This is a genomic window from Pseudomonas mosselii, from assembly GCF_003205295.1.
In the GTDB taxonomy this organism is placed as follows: Bacteria; Pseudomonadota; Gammaproteobacteria; order Pseudomonadales; family Pseudomonadaceae; genus Aquipseudomonas; species Aquipseudomonas mosselii_B.
In genome coordinates, this window is record NZ_QJRP01000011.1 from 69,930 (window position 1) to 92,034 (window position 22,105).

At 60.8% G+C, this 22,105-nt stretch carries 19 protein-coding genes; 13 read left to right on the plus strand and 6 right to left on the minus strand.

All coding sequences use genetic code 11. The features are described 5' to 3' along the window. Positions 1 to 275 precede the first annotated feature (275 nt). A complete protein-coding gene (locus DMX06_RS13015) occupies positions 276 to 1,502 on the minus strand; it encodes an MFS transporter (protein ID WP_110737797.1) in 1,227 nt (408 codons plus the stop codon). Positions 1,503 to 1,699: 197 nt separating this feature from the next. Between DMX06_RS13015 and DMX06_RS13020 the strand changes: the two genes are divergently transcribed. Beyond that, on the plus strand, positions 1,700 to 2,101 hold the full coding sequence (locus tag DMX06_RS13020) for a GFA family protein (RefSeq protein WP_110737642.1): 402 nt from the start codon (positions 1,700 to 1,702) through the stop codon (positions 2,099 to 2,101). Positions 2,102 to 2,178: 77 nt separating this feature from the next. Next, positions 2,179 to 3,069: a serine hydrolase domain-containing protein gene (locus DMX06_RS13025; RefSeq protein WP_110737800.1), complete on the plus strand. Its 891-nt coding sequence runs from the start codon at positions 2,179 to 2,181 to the stop codon at positions 3,067 to 3,069. Positions 3,070 to 3,312: 243 nt separating this feature from the next. On the opposite strand, the gene DMX06_RS13030 is transcribed toward DMX06_RS13025, so the two are convergent. The 3 genes from DMX06_RS13030 to DMX06_RS13040 all read right to left on the minus strand — a co-directional run bounded on the left by DMX06_RS13030 (position 3,313) and on the right by DMX06_RS13040 (position 7,950). Then, a complete protein-coding gene (locus DMX06_RS13030; protein ID WP_258378849.1) occupies positions 3,313 to 4,620 on the minus strand; it encodes an FAD-binding oxidoreductase in 1,308 nt (435 codons plus the stop codon). Between the two features lie 262 nt (positions 4,621 to 4,882). Continuing rightward, positions 4,883 to 5,236 carry a CPCC family cysteine-rich protein gene (locus DMX06_RS13035; protein WP_110737644.1) on the minus strand — a complete coding sequence of 118 codons (354 nt, stop codon included), beginning with the start codon at positions 5,234 to 5,236 and terminating at the stop codon, positions 4,883 to 4,885. Between the two features lie 2 nt (positions 5,237 to 5,238). Continuing rightward, a complete protein-coding gene (locus DMX06_RS13040) occupies positions 5,239 to 7,950 on the minus strand; it encodes an AAA domain-containing protein (protein WP_110737646.1) in 2,712 nt (903 codons plus the stop codon). Positions 7,951 to 8,425: 475 nt separating this feature from the next. Here DMX06_RS13040 and DMX06_RS13045 point away from each other — a divergent pair, with 475 nt between their 5' ends. Both DMX06_RS13045 and DMX06_RS13050 read left to right on the plus strand, forming a co-directional pair. Then, positions 8,426 to 9,247, plus strand: coding sequence for an AraC family transcriptional regulator (locus DMX06_RS13045; RefSeq protein WP_110737648.1), 822 nt, complete (start codon positions 8,426 to 8,428; stop codon positions 9,245 to 9,247). A gap of 72 nt (positions 9,248 to 9,319) precedes the next feature. Further along, the gene (locus DMX06_RS13050) at positions 9,320 to 9,706 is read left to right on the plus strand and encodes a cupin domain-containing protein (protein WP_110737650.1); all 387 of its coding nucleotides are present in this window, start codon (positions 9,320 to 9,322) and stop codon (positions 9,704 to 9,706) included. 123 nt (positions 9,707 to 9,829) lie between these two features. On the opposite strand, the gene DMX06_RS13055 is transcribed toward DMX06_RS13050, so the two are convergent. Next, entirely contained in the window at positions 9,830 to 10,258 is a 429-nt protein-coding gene (locus tag DMX06_RS13055) for a hypothetical protein (RefSeq protein WP_110737652.1), read from the minus strand. A gap of 315 nt (positions 10,259 to 10,573) precedes the next feature. Here DMX06_RS13055 and DMX06_RS13060 point away from each other — a divergent pair, with 315 nt between their 5' ends. The 5 genes from DMX06_RS13060 to DMX06_RS13080 all read left to right on the plus strand — a co-directional run bounded on the left by DMX06_RS13060 (position 10,574) and on the right by DMX06_RS13080 (position 15,807). Further along, on the plus strand, positions 10,574 to 11,092 hold the full coding sequence (locus DMX06_RS13060) for a sigma-70 family RNA polymerase sigma factor (RefSeq protein ID WP_110737654.1): 519 nt from the start codon (positions 10,574 to 10,576) through the stop codon (positions 11,090 to 11,092). Next, positions 11,092 to 12,051 carry a FecR family protein gene (locus DMX06_RS13065; protein ID WP_110737656.1) on the plus strand — a complete coding sequence of 320 codons (960 nt, stop codon included), beginning with the start codon at positions 11,092 to 11,094 and terminating at the stop codon, positions 12,049 to 12,051. Before DMX06_RS13060 ends, DMX06_RS13065 begins: the two co-directional genes overlap by 1 nt. Before the next feature lie 73 nt (positions 12,052 to 12,124). Beyond that, a complete protein-coding gene (locus DMX06_RS13070) occupies positions 12,125 to 14,548 on the plus strand; it encodes a TonB-dependent siderophore receptor (RefSeq protein WP_110737658.1) in 2,424 nt (807 codons plus the stop codon). A 124-nt stretch (positions 14,549 to 14,672) separates the two neighbouring features. Continuing rightward, positions 14,673 to 15,215, plus strand: a complete 543-nt coding sequence (locus tag DMX06_RS13075; RefSeq protein ID WP_110737660.1) for an AAA family ATPase — start codon at positions 14,673 to 14,675, stop codon at positions 15,213 to 15,215. Positions 15,216 to 15,294: 79 nt separating this feature from the next. Further along, positions 15,295 to 15,807: a GrpB family protein gene (locus tag DMX06_RS13080; RefSeq protein ID WP_110737662.1), complete on the plus strand. Its 513-nt coding sequence runs from the start codon at positions 15,295 to 15,297 to the stop codon at positions 15,805 to 15,807. A gap of 41 nt (positions 15,808 to 15,848) precedes the next feature. Here DMX06_RS13080 and DMX06_RS13085 read toward each other — a convergent pair whose 3' ends face one another. After that, positions 15,849 to 16,778: a LysR family transcriptional regulator gene (locus DMX06_RS13085; protein WP_110737664.1), complete on the minus strand. Its 930-nt coding sequence runs from the start codon at positions 16,776 to 16,778 to the stop codon at positions 15,849 to 15,851. A gap of 113 nt (positions 16,779 to 16,891) precedes the next feature. Between DMX06_RS13085 and DMX06_RS13090 the strand changes: the two genes are divergently transcribed. From DMX06_RS13090 to DMX06_RS13105, 4 genes are all read left to right on the plus strand, one after another. Next, positions 16,892 to 17,332, plus strand: a complete 441-nt coding sequence (locus DMX06_RS13090) for a carboxymuconolactone decarboxylase family protein (RefSeq protein ID WP_110737666.1) — start codon at positions 16,892 to 16,894, stop codon at positions 17,330 to 17,332. A 130-nt stretch (positions 17,333 to 17,462) separates the two neighbouring features. Continuing rightward, a complete protein-coding gene (locus DMX06_RS13095; RefSeq protein WP_110737668.1) occupies positions 17,463 to 17,696 on the plus strand; it encodes a hypothetical protein in 234 nt (77 codons plus the stop codon). A gap of 45 nt (positions 17,697 to 17,741) precedes the next feature. Continuing rightward, positions 17,742 to 18,893, plus strand: coding sequence for an efflux RND transporter periplasmic adaptor subunit (locus DMX06_RS13100; RefSeq protein ID WP_110737670.1), 1,152 nt, complete (start codon positions 17,742 to 17,744; stop codon positions 18,891 to 18,893). An 18-nt stretch (positions 18,894 to 18,911) separates the two neighbouring features. Further along, positions 18,912 to 22,094: an efflux RND transporter permease subunit gene (locus DMX06_RS13105; RefSeq protein WP_110737672.1), complete on the plus strand. Its 3,183-nt coding sequence runs from the start codon at positions 18,912 to 18,914 to the stop codon at positions 22,092 to 22,094. The last annotated feature ends 11 nt before the right edge of the window (positions 22,095 to 22,105 follow it).

Sequence of the window (22,105 nt, forward strand, 5' to 3'; positions counted from 1 at the left end):
CGTCGGCGTAAAGAGTTGATAAAGCGTGGGGCGGACACCGCCGGCCCGCTCTCATGGAACAAACCGTAACTTATTGATTTATCTAGGCCCTGTGGGAGCGGCCTTGCGTCGCGAAAGGGCCGCAGAGCGGCCCCGGCAATCTTTGCATCAACACTGAGAACCTGGGGCTGCTACGCAGCCCTTTCGCGACGCAAGGCCGCTCCCACAGGGGGACAGTTCCCTGCGCGACAGCGCAGCCCGACGGGCTGGGTGATCTCCCACGCGACATCGGTATTTCAGGAAGGTTGGGCCGCCAGGCGATTGCTGACGCTGCGCCCCAGCACCAGCACCGTGACAAAGCCGCAGCCCACCAGCGCCGTGGCCAGGCTGAACAGCACCGCGCTGCCCATCTGGTCGACGATCCGCCCACCGAAGAACGAGCCCAGGGCGATGATCACCTGGAACATGGCGACGAACAGCGGCATGCCGCGCTCCACATCCTTGGGCGCCACGACGAACATCCAGATGCTGGCGCAGGCCGGGAAGGCGCCGAAGGCGAAGCCCCAGAGCGCGATCAGCATCGCCGCGCCGGTGAGGCTGGTGGCGAAGTAGGGGAACAGCGCGGTGCCGACGCCGATCATCAAGGCAACCAGCATCAGGGTGTAGCGCACGCTCTGGTTGGCGGCGAAACCGGCGAAGACATTGCCCAGCACCCCGGCCACGCCGTAGAGCAGCAACAGCGAGCCGATCATCGGCCCGTCGAAGCCGGCGTTGTGCTTGAAGAACGGCGCGACGTAGGTGTACGCGGCAAAGTGCGCCAGGCCGATCAGCAACACCGCGATCAGGCCAACCCGCGCCTGCGGATTGACGAACAGTGCCGGCAGGTCGCTGATGCGGATGGCCTTCTCCGGGTTGAGCCGCGGCAGCAGCAGGACCTGCGCCAGCAGCACCGGCACGCCGACCAGCGCGGTGACTAGGAAGGTCATGCGCCAGCCCATGAGCCCGCTCAGCCAGGTGCCCACGGGCACGCCGAGCACGGTGGCCAAGGTCACGCCGACCATGATGATCGAGGTGGCCTGCGCCACGCCCACGCCCTTGGGCGCCAGGCGGCCGCTCAGGGCGATCGCGGTCGCCCAGAAACCACCGATGCTGATGCCCAGCAGCACCCGGCCGAACAGCAGCAGGCCGAAGTCGGTGGCGTAGGCCACCACCGCGTTGGCGACGATCATGATCAGCGTCAGGGCGATCAGCAGGTAGCTTCGGTCGAGGGCGCCGATGCCCACCGACAGCAAGGGCGCGGCGAGGGCCGCCATGATACCGGGCAGGGTCACCATCAGGCCGGCCTGGCCGGCGCTGATGCCAAGATCAGCGGCGACATCGTTGAGCACGCCCACCGGCAGGAATTCGCTGGTCACCAGGGCGAAGGCGCCCACGGCGACCGAGAGAATCGCCAGCCACTGCTGACGGACGCTCTGCTGGCTGTGTTCGGGTGGGCTGTGGGGGGACGGGTTGGGGCTTGGCATGGTGCGGGCTTCCATAGGGGACTGTCGCCTGGGACAGGCGCTGCAGCGAGGGGAAAACGGGGAAGGGATTATAGGGGGTGGATTTTGCAGCTCGACAGGCGGGCGGCTTGATAGTAATCATCAGTGGGATCGATGGGTGGCTTGGGGTAGAGCGTTTGGCCATCCGTCTCAAGGTTTTGGCCTGCACGGAAGGACATATGACAGAGGCACACCAAGGAAGCTGCCTGTGCGCAGCGGTCAGCTACGAGCTGCTCACGCCACCCAAGGCCGTGAGTCATTGTCACTGCAGCCAGTGCCGCAAAGGTCACGGGGCTGCATTCGGGTCATATGGCAGCGTGCCGCGCAGCGCACTTCGTGTACTTCGCGGGGCCGACAGCATCAAGGCCTACGCCTCTTCGCAGACAGTGTTACGCGAGTTCTGCGGGGCGTGTGGCTCGACGTTGTTCTGGTCACGATCCGAAGGTGAGTTCGCCGACTGGATCTCTATCGCGCTGGGTACACTTGATACACCGTTCCAGCCATGCAAGCAAAAGCACGTTTACATCGATTCTGCGGTGCCCTGGTATACGCCATCCAGTTATTGTCCCGAGGCCGACTGACGGCTTGCATCGCCGGAGTGGGTATGTTGTTGCCTCTACGCTTGTTTACTGGCTTGTCATCACTGCTTGAGTACTCGATGCTGATTTCCACGCTTTCCAACGGTCGATTCATTACGCCATCGCTCCAGGCCGAACCCTGTGTGCCATGGTGGAGTTTCACCAAGACGGTGTTGGCCGCGACCGCCCTGACTCTGGTGCGCGACGGACGACTCGCCCTGGACGCCGCGCTTCCTGAAACCACGTACACCTTGCGTCAGCTTCTGCGTCACGAGGCGGGCCTCGCGGATTATGGCGAGCTTCCCGAGTACCACGCGGCGGTTGCCAATCATGAATCCGCGTGGTCCGTGGACGAGATGATGCAGCGACTGGATGGCGCTCGGCTTCGCTACGACCCTGGAGCGGGTTGGCGCTACTCGAATGTGGGCTACATGCTGGTAGCCAGGCTCATCGAACGTGCCACAGGCCTGCCGCTTGAAGAGGCGCTCAGGCAGCAAGTTCTGGCTCCACTTGGCATCTTGTCGGTTCGCTTGGCAACGAAACGCTCAGACCGGCACGGTGACTATCTCGGTCATTCGTTGAACTACGATCCTGGCTGGGTCTACCACGGGTTGCTGATCGGCCCTGTTTCCCAGGCTGCCCTTTTCCTGGATCGCCTGCTTGCCGGGACACTTCTTCCGGACAACCTGCTCCAGGAAATGCAGGCAACGAAGGTATTGGGTGGGCCAATGGCCGGCCGGCCGTGGATCGCACCAGGCTATGCCCTGGGTCTGATGCGCGGGACGATCGAGGGCGGCCTGACGCTGGTTGGGCATACCGGGTGTGGCCCCGGTAGTGTGGTGGCGGTCTATCGATGTGCGGTTGGGGAGGCCGCCGTGTGTTGCGCAGTGTTTTCGATAGCGTCGGAGGAAGGACGTATCGAGGCGCTGGTCGCTCAGGAGATAAGCAAGGTGCTTGAGGCTGTGCGCTGAGGCTGCCTGGTTCTTGTTCCGCTTTCAATGGATATCACTTGCTGCCCGATTCAATACCCATTTCGGATTGGTAACGGATACACGTGAGCGGCTGCTTCCGACCCAAAGCGGACCATCATGAAGCGCAGTAATCGGCCAAATGCGGCCGCTCGGGTGTACCTACAAATCAAGTGGCAATTGCCGAAACAATGGATTCGGATAAACACCAGCTTGGGCTCAGACGCCCTTGTCACGAGCTTTACACTATTCCGTGTGGTACTTGTCCCAGAGCTTGTTCCGGAATCGCCCTCCTGGATCGACTTGCGCTTTGAGTGCTAACAGGCGGCGCGCGTTTGGGTAGGCACTTGAGAACTGTTCCTGCGTGGCATGCAGTTGGTAGGGCAGATAGTAAGTACCGCCAAGCAACAGCGCAGCGTTGATGAGTTCGCGTGTCCACACGCCAACTGCCTCGCGATCATCCACCCCAACGCGCTGCCAATAATAGAGCACGAATGAAAACACTTCTTCGCCTGCCCAGGACAGAAACGAGTCGGGGTCGGCCGGAGCGTGTCGGATGGAGATATTAACGGCGTCAACGCGGTGCGCCTGAAGGATGGCGGCTATTTGCTTTACGAACGCATTGAACTGTGTCACTGGCACAAAATATTCTTGCAACGCATAGGTACTGTTTCGGGTTGCAATGGGGCCAAGCGAAGCGACATCCGCACTGGCCTCGTAGTTGCGCCGTACGACCGGCTGATTGAGATAGCGCAGTGGATCGACCACATCCTTGCGAATCATTGGGCCACCGGGAAGCTTGGTCACACTCCACATGACGGTCTGGTTGATTTTGTACGATTGCCCCGGCGCCACCAGCCTTTCTGCGACGGTCAACGCTTTGTCCGAGGCACGCCAAGTGACGGAAGTAGCCATGTCGAAATAAGGGGGGGCCAAATCGGCATTATGCAGGATAGCCTGTTCGTTCTCGCGGACGTGCTCATTGAAAAAACGCGGGTAATCAGCAACTGGCATGCGGCGTATCTGACGTTCAATTGTGATGTTGGACGCAAGGTCCAGTTCGACCTCAGTGATCACCCCTATCGCACCGTAGCCACCGATAGCAGCGTAGAACAGGTCGGAATTTGCGGTGCGGGACGCTTCTACTACCGAACCGTCCGCAAGCACCAGTTGCAGAGAGCGCACAGAGTTGATGACTGGACCTGCGCCGACATAGCGTCCATGAGCATTGACTGACAGCGATCCGCCGACGGTGAAGTTGGCATAACTCTGCATGATTTTTATCGAGAGGTCGTCCGGGTCTATGACCGACTGCAGGTCACGCCAACGCATCCCTGTTTGCACGCGTATGACCCTGCTCTCAGGCGAATATCGGATCACCTGATTAAACTGACGCATGTCGAGGTGCAGGCTGTTTTCGGTAGCAATCTGCCCCCCCATGCTATAGCGGCCACCACCGATGCTGACTGGTCCTGACGACATAGCGAGCGCCCGCTGTATTTCGCCCGTGGTGCGAGGTGCGAACAAACGGTTGACCCAAATCGGATTGAGCATCGTCACATCGTTCACCAAGACGCCCGATGGTGCGGCCCATAACGACCACGGTGAAAGCACACTGACGGCAATCCCGGTCATCCCGGCCTGGAGTAGATGGCGCCGAGTGAGAATAGGCGACGACTCTGAAACGGCGTGCTGTTGCGTACTATCGATCAATTGCGCTCCCTCGCTGTGAATCAAAAATAACATGCGCCTTGGGACTTCAATGCAGGCTAGTGTCCTGTCTCGGAAATACGTTCTCTTTTGGCGAGACAGGAGACTAGGTCCGCAGCCAGTAGTAGAGGTCGCTAATCGACTGCATGTGCTGAGAGAGCTGGTTGTCGGATTCAGGATCTGCAATGGCAACTCGGCGAGCCCAGAGCGGGAACCACTCGCTATCACGCACATCGCTATCGCGAGGCTCTCGCACATTCTTCGACATGCTTCGCTCGCAGGCACCGAATTGGACGAAGTTCACCTGTGCCTCAATCAAACTGCATCTATTCGGGCCACCCTCCTGGTGAGGGTAGTAGAGCTGGAACACGTCATCCTCCCAGAAACAAATTGGGCAGATGTCGTATGACCCTGGGGGTTCCTCGAAGACTGCATATCCGCAGCATGGGCACGTAAACATACCTATGCGTCCAGAGCAGGCCTGGCCCACTGCGCCAGAAACTCGGCAATTCTGCGCTCAATACCACTCTCCACCGTCCGCAGCCGCAGAATGGGAAGGCCACTGGCAGCCAGAATCTCATTCTTCCTGGCGTCCCGAGCGGCCTGCACGGGGTGGTCGTGATATCCGCCATCGACCTCGATCACCCCAACCGGGGTCTTGCCCACTTTGAAATAGATGACGAAATCGCAACTGGCGCGGCTCATGAACGCCCGCTGGGATTGCGTCCACTCGGGGTTGCTCGGCGATGCGAGCATGTCCAGCTTGATCTGCGTATGGAACGTCAACGCATCGCACGCCGGGGCCGAGAGCGCTTCGCGCAGCAACTGCGCCACGATCTGCTCGGACTTGTAGCGTGAATCCTCGGGCCGCAGTCGGGCGTTCAGGCGTTCCCGGGACTGGTCGTACTCGCGGTACAACAAGTCGAATGCCGACACCACTGGCGCACGCACGATCTGCTCGTCCTGCGCGTAATAGCTGATGTAGCGGATCAGCGCGGCAATGTGGCCATTGTTCTCGGTGAACACCTCGTCACCAGTCACCAGGGTGAAGCGATGTTTGGCCCGCGACACCGCCACGTTGATCATGCGCGGGTCGTCGACGAAATCCAGGCGTCCTTGCGTCTGGTTGTAGCGCTTCTTGTCCAGCACGGTGGAAAAGACGATCTCGTCGCACTCGCGCCCTTGGAACTTGTGCACCGTGTCTTTGACGAAGTTCGCCGGCAAGTGCTTGTCGCAGAGGTTGACCTGTGCCCGGAACGGGGCGATGTAACCGCGGCCTTCACCGTCCACTGCGACGGATTGCCCCTCGTCTTCGAGCACCTTGAGCAAGGAATCCAGCTCCCGAAGGTTGGTGTTCTTGCGTGCGTGGTTGCCCTTGGCGGTCACCACCAGGCGCAGGGACTCCTCGCCGTTGTCCACGGTCATCGGCACCAATGCGTTGTCATAGAACTGCTGGTTGCAGAACTGGATGATCCTGGGGTGGCAGCGGTAATGCTCCTTGAGCAACGTCCTTGGCAGTGCCTCCTGGAACACGGCAATGCACGAATCCAGCAGGCTGTAGTGCTCGCAATCGTAGGCCTCGGCCGGCGCCCGCAGCCCCAGCTTCACGGGGATGTGCGGCAACTGGCGGTTGTCGCCGACGACGATCAGGTTCTTGGCGCAGCCCAGCGGCAGGATGCCCGGCACGATGTCCTGCAAGGAAGCTTCGTCGATGATCACGTAGTCGAGGATCGCCCCCGGCGCGATCGAGTTGACGATCGAGTGCGTGCCGCTGCCCAGGATAGGGAAACGCTGCACGAAGGCATCAAAGTCCCTGCGGTAGGTCTTGACATCGAAGCTGTCTCGCGGCGGAACCTGACCTTGCAGATGCTGCTTCAGATGCTGCATCGATGCGGTTGTCAGCTCTTTGAGCAAGGCCGTGAAGTTTGCGCGCGCCAAGGATTCACGGCACGCCCGCAGCTCGGTTTCCTTATCCTGCAGCGACTTGTCGTAGTAATGCATCTGCAGGGCATGGAACGCGGCCATGCGCGCCTCGCCCTCGGCGAACGGCTTGGTGCGAAAGACTCTGAATTGGAACAGCAGCTCGATGCGGTCCTTGAGCTTCACGCGGTGCTCGCCCAGGTGCGCCAGGTAGGCCATGAGGTCGGCAGTCTTGCGTGGGGTCAGCCCGTACTTGTCCAACGAGCCTGTGGCCGGCACACCGTTTTCTGCCTGCCACTGCTGCAGGTAGCGCCGCTCGATGACCAGCTCGTCCAGTTCGATCTGCAGTTGTGCTGCCCGGTTGTGGTCGTGCAGATGCTGCTTCAGGCGGGTCAGCAAGCCCTGGATCTCTTCCAGGGACGGTGCCGGCCCGGGTGGGCTGGAGGGCCATACAGGCAGGTCGTCGAAGAAGGCTTCGCGGTTTTCCTTGTTGCCAAGCTTGGCGACCAGGTAGCCCAGGCCGCATTTCTCCAGCTTTTCGTAGACGTTTGCCACGGCCGCATTGTTGTTGGACAGCACCGCCACTGTTTGCCCGCGCAACAGGATATTGGCGAGGATGTTGAGGATGGTCTGGGTCTTGCCGGTTCCCGGTGGGCCTTCGATCACGCTGACTTGCGCGCTGAATGCCCGCTCGACGGCCTGATACTGGCTTTCGTTCAACCCGAACGGATAAATGAGCCCCTGACCTGGGTCGAGCGTGCCATTGCGCCCGGTGCAATAGGCTTGCAAGGCAGTGCTGGCGATGGCGGGCAGTTTTCCAAGCTGAGTCACGACGTTGCTGGCTATGTCACGATCAGCCTTCGACTGCGCTTGAGCGTGTCGGGCATTCGCAACCGTAGTGAAGTAATCGAAGACCGGCGTGTCCTTGATCGAGGTAGGGGCGGTGAAGACGATGCCGTCCATCTTGTGGACATAGGGCCGGGTGCCGCCCGGATAGTGCACCACGGCATATCGCTCGCCGTAGATCACTGCTTTGTCGATGGGTTTGACGATCGTGCTGCCAGGTTTGGTCAGCAGTACATTGCTCAACTCGCGGGAAGGTGACACGCGGCAGTTACTGAGCGGGCGGGTGTATTTTTTACTGGAGGGGAAATGACAGGTCAGTTCCAGTGCTTCGAACTTTTCGCTCCAGCGAATCGCCCAGTCGCTGATCTTTGCGGTCTTGTCCTCACCATCCACCTGAATCGAAGCCATATTCCCTTATTCCTGTACGCATGACATTCGGTTACGTCGTGTACCGGATGCTGCTTTCCCTGATTGGTGTCATAGTGCCATTATTGGGTGCAGGTTCGATAGCTGGTGTGTGCGTTTTCCTGCGGGCATTGAGGTCGATGACGCCTTGGGGATGGCGGAGCAGACTGAGATCTGAAGCGGTGCGGCGACGGTTGAAGCATGACCGTCGCTATCCAATCCATAGCGGTCCTTCAACATAAGTGCCTATCGGCCAGAAGCGCTCGGTTGTTTTCATAGATGCACGAGTCTATTACGGCGGTTCACCTCTGGCTGTTTGCTGCTCTCAGCGTAGGACCGCCATGGGTCGATAGCAGCCGTTCCCGGATGACCGCTTTCGACCCATAGCGGACATTCAGCGGAAATGGATTGGGTGTCCGCGCAATCCTGAAATAGGATGGGCCATCCCCATCCAACATTGCGCACTACAAGCTTATCCATGGAACGAAAAGCAAACCCGTCCTCCGCTGATTGGGTCATACGCAGCGCCACGCCTGGTAGCGTGGAGCGCATCGAGGCGTGGATTGGCGGCCATGGCTACGACCCCCATCGGCACGATACCTACTCGATAGGCCGTACCCTTGCCGGCGTACAGAGCTTTCACTACAAAGGGGCGCTGTGCCACGGCGTGCCGGGCAACACCCTGGTGCTGCACCCGGACGAACTCCATGACGGCATGGCCGGCACGGATATCGGCTTTCGCTACCGGATGGCCTACATCGATCCTTCGCTGATCCAGAACGTGCTCGGCGGCGAACCGTTGCCGTTCATTGCCGGCGGGCTGTCCAGCGACCCGCGCCTCTATCGCGCCAGCGAGGCCTTCGTGCAGGCACTGGAGCATCCGCTGGAAACACTGGAGGAGCAGGACGCCATCTATGACCTGGCCATGGCGCTGCGTGCAGTCGGCGGCAAGCCCCGCGGCCGCAAACGCCTGGACTACCGCTCGGCCGAGCGCGCCAGGGCGTTCATCATGGAGCACCTTAACCACGGCATCACACTGGAAATGCTCGAGCAGGCCAGCGGGCGTGAGCAATGGAGCTTGTCACGGGACTTCCGGGCCCTTTACGGCACCAGCCCATACCGTTTTGTCACGCTACGACGCCTGGACTGTTTTCGCAGGCTGATCCTGGAAGGCTTCACCCTGGTCGATGCCGGCCTAGCTGCAGGCTTTCACGACCAGAGCCACATGACCCGACATTTCACTCGCACCTACGGCGTGCCGCCCCTGCGCTGGTTGGAACGCTTGCGGCCTGCCCGCTGACTTGCAGGATCGTACAAGAGACGCCTGCTTTCTCTTCGGTAGCCTGGTCACTCTAACTACAGAGGATCTGTCATGACCGACTTACACCCTCAACGCGCATCGCAACCTGTGAACCTGGCTCAGAAGGCTGCACTGATCGAGCAGCAGTGGAGCCCAAGGGTGGTCGCGCAAATGAACGACTACCAATTCAAGGTCGTGCGCATCGAAGGGGAATTCATCTGGCACTCGCACCCGGAGACGGATGAAGCGTTCCTGGTGCTTGAAGGCACCTTGCGTATCGATTTGCCAGAGGGCAGCGTGTATGTGCGGCCGGGTGAGCTGTATGTCGTACCGCGTGGCGTAGAGCATAGAACGGCGGCGCAGGCGGAAACCAAACTGATGATGATCGAGCCGCGAGGCGTTTTGAACACCGGCCATGAAGGCGGGGAGCGAACAGCGGTGAATGACGTCTGGATCTGAGTTGACGTTGCAGGCGATGAGGCCGGTACCGACTAAAGAGCCTTGAATCGATGTGCGCTTTGAGTCGGAAGCGGGAGCTCACGAGCGGCCGTTTTCGACCCAAAGCGGCCCCAGTGCCTTCCGTCATACTTGACTCTGTGTTCTAGCCTTTCGTGACGTCATAAGCGTTTGGCACATAGTCGCCACTTCTGGGATAGCCACAGCCAGCGTGGACAATACCTGATGCATTTCCTGGGCATCTGGAAATGGATATACATCCAGGCTCATGGCAATCGTAAGCTTGCGCGGATCTTGCTGTTCTCTGAGCCACGTCTCGACCTCACGCGTCATTGCCGCACCGTTATCGTTTGTTTGCCAAGCCAACAAATTGAAAAGTTCGGCCACCAGCTCTTCGGGCACTGTTCGGGGTATTTCTGCGAAGAGGCGATTGGCTAGGTCAAGCTCGCCAAATACGCTTACCACGTCATGCACCGCGTAAAACGCCTGGGTGTATTCAGCTACGTTGCGCTCGATATTAATGATGTCGAGCGCTTGTTTTAGCGATGGGTGCATCTAGTCATTCCATGGTGTTGCAGGAGTGTTTGACTATGCGGCCATGCAGACCCAAGGCATCGTCAGCGCGTTGAACCACGGTGTCGCAACGCCTCACACCTTAGAGGCAAGCGTTGAGGACGAAAAGAATTATCTTTTTACCTTTTTCAAGCGACCGCTTCTGGCCGGTTCCTGCCCTTGGTGAATGGCAGCTATGGGGCGAGAGCAGCCGGTCACCAGGGGCCGTCATCGACCCACAGCTGTCGTCGACAAGGCCATGGCGAGGGCGAAGCAAAAATGCTAATTTAGATTCATTCTCATTTATTGCCCGTTTTCATGGACAAACCGCGATCCACCTCATCCGACCCAATTGGCGAACTGTATGCAGGGCACCATCACTGGTTGGTGACGTGGCTGCGCCGTCGCCTGCAATGTCCTCACCAGGCCTCGGATTTTGCCCAGGACACCTTTTACCGTGTACTCACGGCCGGGCACTACGATCCGCCTCGTGAACCTCGAGCGTTCCTGGCCACCATCGCGCGTCGTATCCTAATCGACAACGGTCGCCGCTTGCGGCTGGAACAGGCCTACAGAGAGGAGCTCGAGCGCAGTATCGAGCACATGGATCAGGCGTTTTCTCCCGAACAGATCCTGCAGGCCATCGAGCTGCTCGAACGTATCGACCGGGCGTTGTCACGCATGAAGGCGAGGGTCCGGGAGACCTTCATCCTGCGTCACCTTGAAGGCTGGTCCCAGGATGACATTGCACGCCATCACGGCATCTCGGTGAGGACCGTGCAGGCCGATCTGGTCGAAGCCATGCTGGCGTGCGATGCCGCCATGGGGATGAGCTGATGGCAGAGACGACGGCCGATCCCGTCCTGCGCGCAGCGGCGCAATGGCTGGTGCTGCTCGACAACCAGGCCGATGAGCACTTGCAGGCAGCATTCCAGGCTTGGCTGGCCGAGTCGCCCGAGCATGGCGCGGCGGTCGCCCGCTTGCAGGGGTGTCTGGGTTCGCTGCAACAGCTTCCCCGCCACGCGGCCGTCACGGCCCTGAGCCACGCACCGCGCAAAGCCCTGAGCCACAAGGTTCAGGCACTGGCCTTGGCGATCGCCCTGGTGCCAATGGCGTGGGCTGCAACGACCTATTGGCAACAGGGCTACCTGCTGGCGGACCTGAGCACCTCGGCAGGGGATTGGCTCGATCACCGACTCGACGATGACAGCCAGATCCACCTGGACGCGGGCTCGGCAGTGGATGTGCACTTCGACGCTGGCGAACGCAGGATCGAACTGCTGCGCGGCGAAGTCCTGGTCGATGTCGCCAAGGATCCTCGCCCGTTCGTGGTGGTCACGGCGCATGGGCGTGTGCAGGCCCTTGGCACGCGTTTCACGGTGGAGCGACAGGACGACTCGACGCAGGTGGTCATGTTCGAGTCGACCACCGCCATCAGCAGTGCCGGGCAATCATTGCACCTGACCGCCAACCAACGCGTGCGCCTGAGCGCCGAAGGCCCTGGCAAGGTAGAGCAGGTGCAGGCAGAACCCCTTGAGCAGGCGTGGCGCAAGCACCAGCTGCTGGCAGACGACCAGCCGCTGAGCGATGTGCTCGCGCGTTTGTCGCGCCATTATCCCGGTGTGCTGTGGGCCGACCATGAAGCCCTCGCAGGCCTGCGGGTCACGGTCATGCTGCCGCTGGACGATCCACGCCAGGCGATGCGGCTGTTGCAACGCACCTTGCCGATCGAGGTCAGCCAGTACACCCCGTGGATAACCCGGGTGACCCTGAAGCCCAATGCGGTGAGTAAATAATTTCAATAATCATTTCGTGTTTTCGATTTTCGCCCGTCCTCCCATGGCCAACACCATCAGGAGTATCGAAAACATGAACTCGCCGATTCGAGCGCTGCCGCGTTCCACCTCGCGCAGCCTCTGCCTGGCCGTGCGCCTGGCACTTTGTGCGGCACCGCTGGTGCTGCCTGCCAGCGCCTTGGCCGAGCAGATCGTGCAGCGGTATGACATCGCTGCCGGCCCATTGGGCGAAGTACTCAGTCGTTACGCCCAGGCCAGCGGCGCCCCCATCTCGTTCGAGTCCCGCCAGGTGCAAGGTTTGAGCAGCCCGGGCGTTCGAGGCAGCTTCACCATCGAAGGCGGTTTTGCCCAGGCCTTGCTGGGCTCGGGGCTGGTGGCGAGCCCAACCCAGGATGGTTATCAACTCCTGCAGGCATCGCCGGTTACAGATGCGCTGGAGCTCGGGGCGACCACCATTTCCGGCAAGGTGCTCGGCGCGACGACCGAGGGCAGCGGATCCTACACCACGGGGTCAACCAATACGGCGACCAGGCTCGCCCTGAGCCTGCGCGAAACACCGCAATCGGTGACGGTGATCACCCGCAAGAAGATGGACGACCAGAACATTCAGAACCTGGACGATGTCGCGCGCACGGCGACCGGCATCACCCTCACCAAGATCGGCACTGACCGCTCTACCTATTACTCGCGCGGCTTCGAGATCAGCGATCTGCAATACGACGGTATTCCGACCAATATCTCGGAAAACTACTCGATGGACGTCATGTCCACTTCGAACATGGCGATCTATGACCGCGTCGAAGTCGTACGCGGGGCCAATGGCTTGCTGCAGGGGACAGGTAATCCGTCGGCGGCAATCAACCTGGTGCGCAAGCGACCGACCCAGGACTTTCGCCTGGGCGCGGAGCTGGGCGCGGGCTCCTGGGACAATTATCGTAGCCAGGTGGATGTGTCCGGGCCACTGACCTCAACGGGCAATGTTCGCGGCCGCGCAGTGGCCTATTACAACAACGCCAACAGCTACAAGGAAGGCTCCGGGCGGGACAACCAGTTGCTCTACCTGGTCGGCGAAGCGGATCTTGACGACGCCACCGTGCTGACGGTCGGCGCCACGATCCAGAAGGACAACCAGAACGGCTATGACTGGGGCGGCTTGAATACCCGCAGCAACGGCGCTTTCTATCCGCTTTCGCGTTCCACCAACCTCAACGGCAAGTGGGCCCACCTGGATCGCAACAACTACACGCTGTTCAGCGATGTCACGCACAACTTCGACAACGAGTGGAAGGTGACCCTGGCCATGAACGCGATCTGGTCGGACGCCGACTTTCTCTCCGCGTATCCGAACCGGGTATCGGGTGACAACTATCGGATGACCGTCTCCCAGGCCGACTACGAAGACACCCAGTTTGCGCTGGATCTCTACGCGACCGGCCCCTTCGAGCTGTTCGGGCGCAAACATCAGCTGATGCTTGGGGCCAACACGCGCCAGGACGAGTTCGACGCGGTGATCAAGAGTGCCACCAACAACCCGACGATCAACATCACCGACTTCGACTACAGTGCGCTGCCCAACCCCATCCTCAATGCCATCGGCGCGGACTACAACTACACACGCAAGGAGCGTGGCCTGTACGGCGCTTCACGCTTCAGCCTTACTGATGACCTGAGCCTGATCCTCGGTACGCGGGTGAGTTGGTCGGACTACAAGGTGGGCAGCCCATATACCAATGATCAATACCGGGAGAATGGCCGGCTGGTGCCCTACGCGGGGTTGGTACTGGACCTGGACAAACACCACACCTGGTATGCCAGCTACACCGAGATCTACAAGACACAGAGTTACTATGGTGTCGGCAATACCCTGCTTGATCCGATCGAAGGCGAGAACTACGAAACCGGCATCAAGGGTGAGTACTTCGAAGGCCGCCTGAACACCTCCCTGGCGATTTTCCAGACCAACCTGGAAAACATGCCCGAGGCACTGTCGGTGTCGCCCACCTGCGGCGTGACCGGTACGAGCAAGTGCTATGAAGCTGGCGCAAAAGTGCGTAACCGCGGCTTCGAGCTGGAGATTTCAGGCGAGCCATTGGAGAACTGGAACGTCAGCGCGGGCTACACCTACAGTGACCCCGAGTATGTGGCCGGCAGCAGCAAGGGCTCGGACTACTACCGCAAGATCCCACGGCGCCTGCTCAAGGTGTCGACTGACTACCGCTTGCCCGGTGTCCTCGACCAATGGCGTGTGGGCGGCGATGTGTATGCCCAGAGCCGCACCGCCGCCGATGTGACCGGGTACACGATTGAACAGGGTGGCTACGCCTTGCTCAACTTGCATGCCCATTATCAGATCAACCAACAGTTCAGTGTGCAGTACAACCTCAACAACGTGCTGGACAAGACGTACTACCAGTCGTTGCCCACTTCGAACAATTTCGGTGGCCTGTACTACGGTGATCCTCGCAATTTTGCGGTTACCTTGCGCTACCAATATTGATCAAAGGCCTGGGGTGGCGCTTCACCCGTCTTGTACCGATGCCCTTGCAAGTACGCATGCAGTTGACCGCGTCGCTGATTGCCGTAGAATCGCGCGCCCAAAATTCAGCAGGCAGGGAGCTTCAATGCAACGGGTGATGATCATTGGCCAGCCAGGGTCCGGGAAAAGCACCCTGGCGCGCAAGCTGGGCGAGCGCACGGGCTTGCCGGTCGTGCATATCGACACGATTCATTGGCAGCCAGGGTGGGTCGAGCGCAGCCGTGACGAGAAGACGCGTCTTTGCCATGAGGTCGAGGCCCGTGAGCGCTGGATCTTCGAAGGCGGACACTCGACCACATGGAACAACCGGCTGGCCCGCGCCGACATGCTGATATGGATCGATCGCTCGGCGCCGCTTCGATTCTGGCGCGTGCTCCTCAGAACGGCGCTGAACCGCGGTCGCTCTCGGCCCGACCTGCCGGACGACTGTCCGGAACTGCTGGCCAACCTGCCGGAGTTCTTCAGGTTCATGTGGCGGACGAAAACCTCGTCTCGGGAGGCGATGAAGCGATTCGTGGCGACGGCGCCGTCTGGGTGTCGCGTGGTCTGCCTGCGGTCGAATCGGGATACCGAGGTTTTTCTCGCGAGTCTGGGTGCGCAGCCTGATCAGGCAGTGCAAGGCCACTAGAGACTCGATTGCGCTTGATTGGCGGCAGACGTCTGCCGTGAAGCGTGTCAGAACGTTTTAACCTGCCCAAGGATGGCCCATGGCGCTGACCAGCAAGATCACGACCTACAACCCTGAATGGGCGCAACGGTACCAGGCGGACAAAGTGCTGCTCGCTTCGGCATTCGGTGATGAACTTCTCGCCATCCACCATGTGGGCAGCACGGCTGTCCCGCAACTCGCGGCCAAGCCTGAGATCGATGTGCTGATCGAGGTTTCAGAGCATCGCAATGAGGCAGCCCGAGACGAGGTGTTGCTCAGCCTGGGGTATGTACGCGGCAGTGATCTGTCGCCAGGACACCATTTCTACCGCCGCAATGTTGGCGAGGTTCGCACCCACAAGATCCACATTTGCAGGTGTGGTCACGATTCAGTCATCCAGATGCTGACGTTCAGGGATCTGCTCAGGAACGACGCCTCTCTCCGGCAGCGATACCAAGACCTCAAGCTCGAGCTGGAGGCTACCAATACCGGCGGTATGGCCGAGTACCTGGAGAAGAAGGGGCCGTTCGTCATTGCGGCGCTGCTCGAGGTCGGTATCAGGCGGTGGTGATGGTCAGCCATAGTGTTGTTCGACTACTCGAATCCGGCTGCTTACGATGCTTTTTCAAGCTGCGACCACAGGGGATCGCTCGCCATCAACGCAGTCACCCAGTCAGCGAACGCTCTTACTCGCGCCGACAAATGCCGCGTGTGGGGATAGACGATGGACAGGGGCATGCTCGCCATCTGCCAGTGCGGCAGGACCTCGACCAGGGCGCCACTTCTGAAGTGAGGCTCGGCCTCCGCCCTGGGCAGGAATGCGACGCCCAGGCCGGCGACTGTGGCGGCGGCCGTGGCGCTGCCGTTGTTGAAGTACATGCTTGGCGGATGATCCAGGGTGAAGTGCTCAGTGCCGCGAGTAAGGGTCGGGACGTATCGCCTGTCCGTGGCGGGAAACTTGAAACCCAGGTGCTTGTGTCGTGGCAAGTCCGCAGGCGTGTGGATCGGCTCTGCCGCCGCCAGGTAGGAGGGTGAGGCGCAAAAGCAGAAGCGCATCTGGCCTATCGGGCGGCAGACCAGGTCCTGGTCTGCGACCACGCCACCACGAATCGCGCAGTCGACGCCCTCCTGGACAAGGTCCACGACGCGCTCGCTGCAGCCGATGTCGAGATGAATCTCCGGGAACCTGGCGGTGAAATCGGGGAGCGCCGGCACGATGAACAATATCCCGACCGGTGACGGCATCTCGATGCGCACCCGGCCGCGCACGACGTTGCGGCTCTGGGATACCGAGGCCTCCAGTTCGTCTACGTCGTCGATGACCGCACGTGCCCGGGCGTAGTACGCGGCGCCTTCTGTAGTGGGGGAGACCTTGCGGGTGGTGCGGTGCAGAAGCTTGATCCCCAGCAGCGCTTCCAGCGCCTGCAGCTGCCCTGAGATCGTTGTCTTGGCCAAGCCCAGCGACTCTGCTGCGCCGCTGAAACTGCCTACCTCGACGATACGGCAGAACGCGCGCATGGCCTCCAAACGGTCTAAAGCCATTGTCCGTATTTCCGTAAAAACAAAACGATTCAACCTAGTTTATCCGAGTATCTGCTTTTCCTACAGTACGCCCATGCCACGGCACGTCGTGGCCAAACTGTCGGAGAACACCCATGAGCAACAAACGCATCAACTACTACGAAGCGGCCCCTCAAGCGATGAAAGCCATGATGGGCCTGGAAAAGGCGGTCTCCCAATCGATCCTGCCCGCCGCGTTGCGTGAGCTGGTACGGATTCGCGCCTCGCAGATCAACGGCTGCGCCTACTGCATCGACATGCACGCCAGTGATGCTTTGAAAGCCGGAGAAACCCCACGGCGGTTGATGGCCATCAGTGTCTGGAAGGAAACGCCGTTCTTCGATGCGCGTGAGCGTGCGGCCCTGTTGTGGGCCGAGACACTGACCCTGGTGGCCGAGCGGCATGCCCCCGACGAGATCTACGAAACCGTGGCCACCCAGTTCAACCCGCAGGAACTGTCCGAGTTGACGTTCGTCATCGCGGCTATCAACGCCTGGAACCGTTTTGGCGTTGGTTTCGCCATGCAACCGCAGTAAGCCCACCCGCTGGAGCTCGGCATTTCACTTGCTCGCCGACTGAGTTCCACCCGGTATTTCCATAGATCCCGTTTGCAAACTGATGAAGTTCAGTTGGCGCCGTTCTGCGCGCGCCATTCGAGGAAACGACATGAACCCACTCAGCAACTTCACGGCAATCGTTGCGCTGGCGTTGCCGTTGTTCGCCCATGCCGAAGATGGGGCGCAGGCCGCGAAGCGCTTTCACGATCACAACAAGGCGGTGTTCGCGCAACAGGCCAAGGATCGCGTCGCGCGTGAGCAACGTGAGCGTGAGGCCTTAGAACCGTCAATGGAAAGGGCGTCCGGTGATATCCCGGCGAGCCATGCAACGACTGCAGATTGACCTGCAAACGCCCTCGTCATTCACCGATTTAGAAAGGACAGCCCTGTGCGCGCCCCTTCCGTCAGCGTTACCGCAATCATCATCGCTGCCTTGCTTGCCAGCGGTTGCAGCAAAGAACCTGAGTCGATCGCCGCCAGCCCTCCTGCTGTCGATGTCGTGAGCGCGAAGGTTCGAAACGTCAGATATTGGGACAGCTTCAATGGTCGCGTGGCAGCCAAGGAGTCGGTGGCGATCCTTCCCCGGGTGGGCGGATACATCACCAAGGTCGCCTATGGCGAAGGACGCGAGGTCAGCAAGGGCGATCTGCTTTTTGTCATCGATCAGCGTCCCTACCGCGCCGCGTTGGACAGCGCGCGCGCCCAGCTGGAGCGGGCGCGTGTTTCGCTGGCGTTTGCCAGGCAGCAAGACCTGCGCGCGCAAAAGCTCATCAGCGCCAACGCCGTTTCGAAGGAACTCGCCGAGCAGCGGCGCACTGCCTACGAGCAGAGCGTTGCCGAGGTACACGCCGCCGAATCTGCAGTTGCCACCGCGGCATTGAACCTTGAGTTCACCGAGGTTCGATCGCCCATCGACGGCCGTACCAGCCGCGCTCGGCTGACCGTTGGCAACCTCGCGGTGGCGGATCAGTCCGTGCTGACCTCGGTCGTGTCGCAGGATCCGGTCCATGTCTACTTCGACCCCGATGAGCACAGTTACCTGAACTACCGCAAAACACTCACGACCTCGGCGAAGGCCTCGGTGCGTATTGGCCTGGCGACTGACGACGGCTTTGCGTACGAAGGTGAGCTGACGTTCGTGGACAACGAAGTGGACGCCGCGACCGGCACGATCCGCGCACGCGCCACCGTGCGCAACCCGGACCGGCACTTGACCCCAGGCCTGTTCGCCAAGGTCCGGTTCTCGCCAGGCGAGGCCGTGCAAGTCGTCGTGGTACCTGACCGGGCCATCCTGACCGACCAGGACAAACAATATGTGTATGTGCTCAGCGGCGCGAAGACGGCCGAAAAGCGCTACGTCGAAACCGGCAGGCTGCTCGGCAAGCAACGCGTCATCACGGTGGGCCTGGCCTCGGACGAGCCGGTCATCGTTTCCGGGCTGCAGCAGATCTATGCCTCGGGAACCCCGGTCCTGCCCAATATGCTCGCGCCTGAAAACGATGAGCTGAAAGTTTCCAGCACCCGTCATGACGGACGATGATCCGCAAAGGCTCCCACCATGGATTTCTCTAGATTCTTCATCGACAGGCCGATCTTCGCCATCGTCCTGTCGGTCGTTATTTTCGCTGCGGGCCTGATCGCCATGCCACTGTTGCCGGTCGGAGAGTACCCGCAAGTGGTGCCGCCCACCGTGGTGGTGAAAGCGACCTATCCCGGCGCCAACCCCAAGGAGATTGCCGAGTCGGTCGCCGTTACGCTGGAGGAGGCGATCACCGGGGTCGAGGACATGGTGTACATGAAGTCCGTGGCCAGTTCCGATGGCACCCTTCAGGTGGTCGTCACCTTCAATTCGAAGGTCGACCCCGACACCGCTGCCGTTCGCGTACAGAACCGTGTCAGCCAGGCCCTTTCGCGTTTGCCGGAGTCGGTGCGCCAATATGGCATCACTACCCAGAAGCAATCACCGACGCCGCTGATGTATGTGGACATGTATTCCGACAACGATGCGTTCGATGCTCTCTACCTGCGCAACTATCTGCGCTTGCACGTGAAGGATGAGCTGGCGCGCATACAAGGCATCGGCGATGTCGTGCTCTACGGCTCGGGCGATTATGCCATGCGTATCTGGCTCGACCCGAACAAGTTGGCCGCCCGTGGCATCACCGCTCAGGATGCGATCGGCGCGATCCGCCAGCAGAACGTGCAGGTTTCCGCAGGCCAGCTGGGAGCCGAGCCTGCTGCGCGGGATACGGAGTTCCTGGTCTCGATCAACGTCCAGGGCCGCCTGAAGACCGAACAGGAGTTCGCCGATGTCATCCTCAAGAGCGGGAGCGACGGACAAGTCACCCGCCTTGCCGATGTCGCCCGGGTGCAACTGGACTCGGGTGACTATACGATGCGCGTGTTTCGCGGCAAGAACCAGGAAGTCGCCATCGGGATCTTCCTGACGCCTGGGGCCAACGCCATCGATGTCGCCAACACGGTGTATGCGAAGCTCGACGCGTTGGCCAAGGATTTCCCCGAGGGTGTGCACTACACCCCGGTCTGGGACCCGACGGTATTCGTCCGTGAGTCGATCAGCGCCGTCCAGCATACCCTGTTCGAAGCGATGGTGCTGATCGTGCTGGTGGTCGTGTTGTTCCTGCAGACCTGGCGCGCCTCGATCATCCCGCTGATCGCCGTGCCGGTCTCGATTGTCGGCACGTTCGCGTTTCTCTACCTGCTTGGCTATTCGATCAATACCCTTACCTTGTTCGGCATGGTATTGGCCATCGGTATCGTGGTGGACGATGCCATCGTCGTGGTGGAAAACGTCGAGCGCAACATCGCGCTTGGCCTGGCGCCGCTCCAGGCGGCCCACCAGGCCATGCGCGAAGTGTCAGGCCCCATTCTCGCTATCGGCCTGGTGCTGTGTGCCGTGTTCATCCCGATGGCATTCATGAGCGGTGTCACGGGGCAGTTCTACAAGCAATTCGCGGTCACGATCGCCATTTCCACGGTGATTTCGACGATCAACTCGCTGACCCTGTCGCCCGCGCTGGCGGCCAAGCTGCTGCGTCATCACGACAGCCCCAGGGATCGGCTGACCCGTGGGATGGATTACACCCTGGGCTGGCTGTTGCGCCCGTTCAATCGATTGTTCAATCGCAGCTCGGCACGTTACGAAGGCAGCGTTGCGCGGTTGCTGCCGCGCAAAGGGCTGGTGTTCGTGGTCTACGCCGCATTACTGGGGGCTACCGGGGTGCTGTTCAAGACGATCCCGGGCGGTTTCATTCCCAACCAGGACAAGCTCTACCTGTTTGCCGGTGCCACACTGCCGCCCGGTGCGTCGCTGTCCCGCTCCGAGGCTGTCGCCCGGCAGATGTCGGCAATCGCCTCGAGCGTGGAGGGCGTCGATTACGCCAACTCCTATGTAGGCCTGAATGCGCTGCAGAGCACCACCACGCCGAACCTGGTGACCGCGTATGTCCTGCTCAAGCCCTTTGCCGAACGCACGCGCAGCGCGGCGGACATCAATGCCGAGCTCAACGCCAGGTTCGCTGCGATCAAGGACGGTGCTGCCTACGCGTTGCTGCCACCGCCGATCCAGGGGTTGGGCAACGGCTCCGGCTACTCGCTGTTTCTCACTGACCGGGGTGGGCTTGGTTATGCCGCGTTGCAGCAGGCGCTCGCCAGGTTCCAGGGCGAGGTTGCCAGTACCCCGGGCATGACCTTCCCGGTCAGTTCCTACCAGTCCAACATTCCGCAACTTGACGTCAAGGTCGACCGTACCAAGGCGCAAGCTCAAGGCGTGGAACTGACGGCCATCTTCGAGACCTTGCAGGCCTACCTCGGGTCGGTCTACGTGAACGACTTCAACCTGTTTGGCCGGGTGTATCGAGTGGTCGCCCAGGCCGACTCGAGCTTGCGCCAGACGGCGCAGGACATCGGTAACCTGCATGTGCGAAACCGCCGGGGCGACATGGTCCCCATCGGCGCGGTTGTCGATATCGTGCCGACCTTCGGCCCGGATCCGGTGATGCGCTACAACGGCTATCCCGCTGCAGACCTGATCGGCGATGCCGACCCGACTGTGATGTCGTCGGGCGAGGTCATCGCCAAGCTGCAAGCGATCGCGGCCCGCACGCTGCCACGGGGCATAGAGCTGCAATGGACGGACCTGAGCTATCAGCAGGTCACCCAGGCCAATACCGCGGCGATCGTGTTTCCAATCGCGGTCATGCTCGCCTTCCTGGTCCTGGCGGCGCTGTATGAAAGCTGGACCTTGCCGCTGGCGGTCATCCTGATCGTGCCCATCTGCATGTTCGCGGCGCTGAGCGGCGTCTGGCTGGTCGGTGGGGACAACAACGTGTTCGTTCAGGTCGGCCTGGTGGTGCTCATGGGGCTGGCCTGCAAGAACGCGATCCTGATCGTCGAGTTTGCCCGGGAGCTGGAAATGCAGGGGCGAGGCACGGTGGATGCCGCTTTGGAGGCCTGCCGGTTGCGGCTGCGGCCGATCGTGATGACCTCGGTGGCATTCATCGCTGGCGCCGTACCGCTTCTGCTCGGCAGCGGTGCGGGTAGCGAGGTGCGTCATGCCACGGGCGTCACGGTGTTCTGCGGGATGCTTGGCGTAACGTTGTTCGGCTTGTTTCTGACGCCGGTGTTCTATGTCGTGCTGAGAAAGCTCGGCGCAGGCATTCCTGTACATCCTTCCGGGGTGGCGCAGGACAGTATGCTGAACATACCGCCGCGCAACTAGGTGTCGAGCGC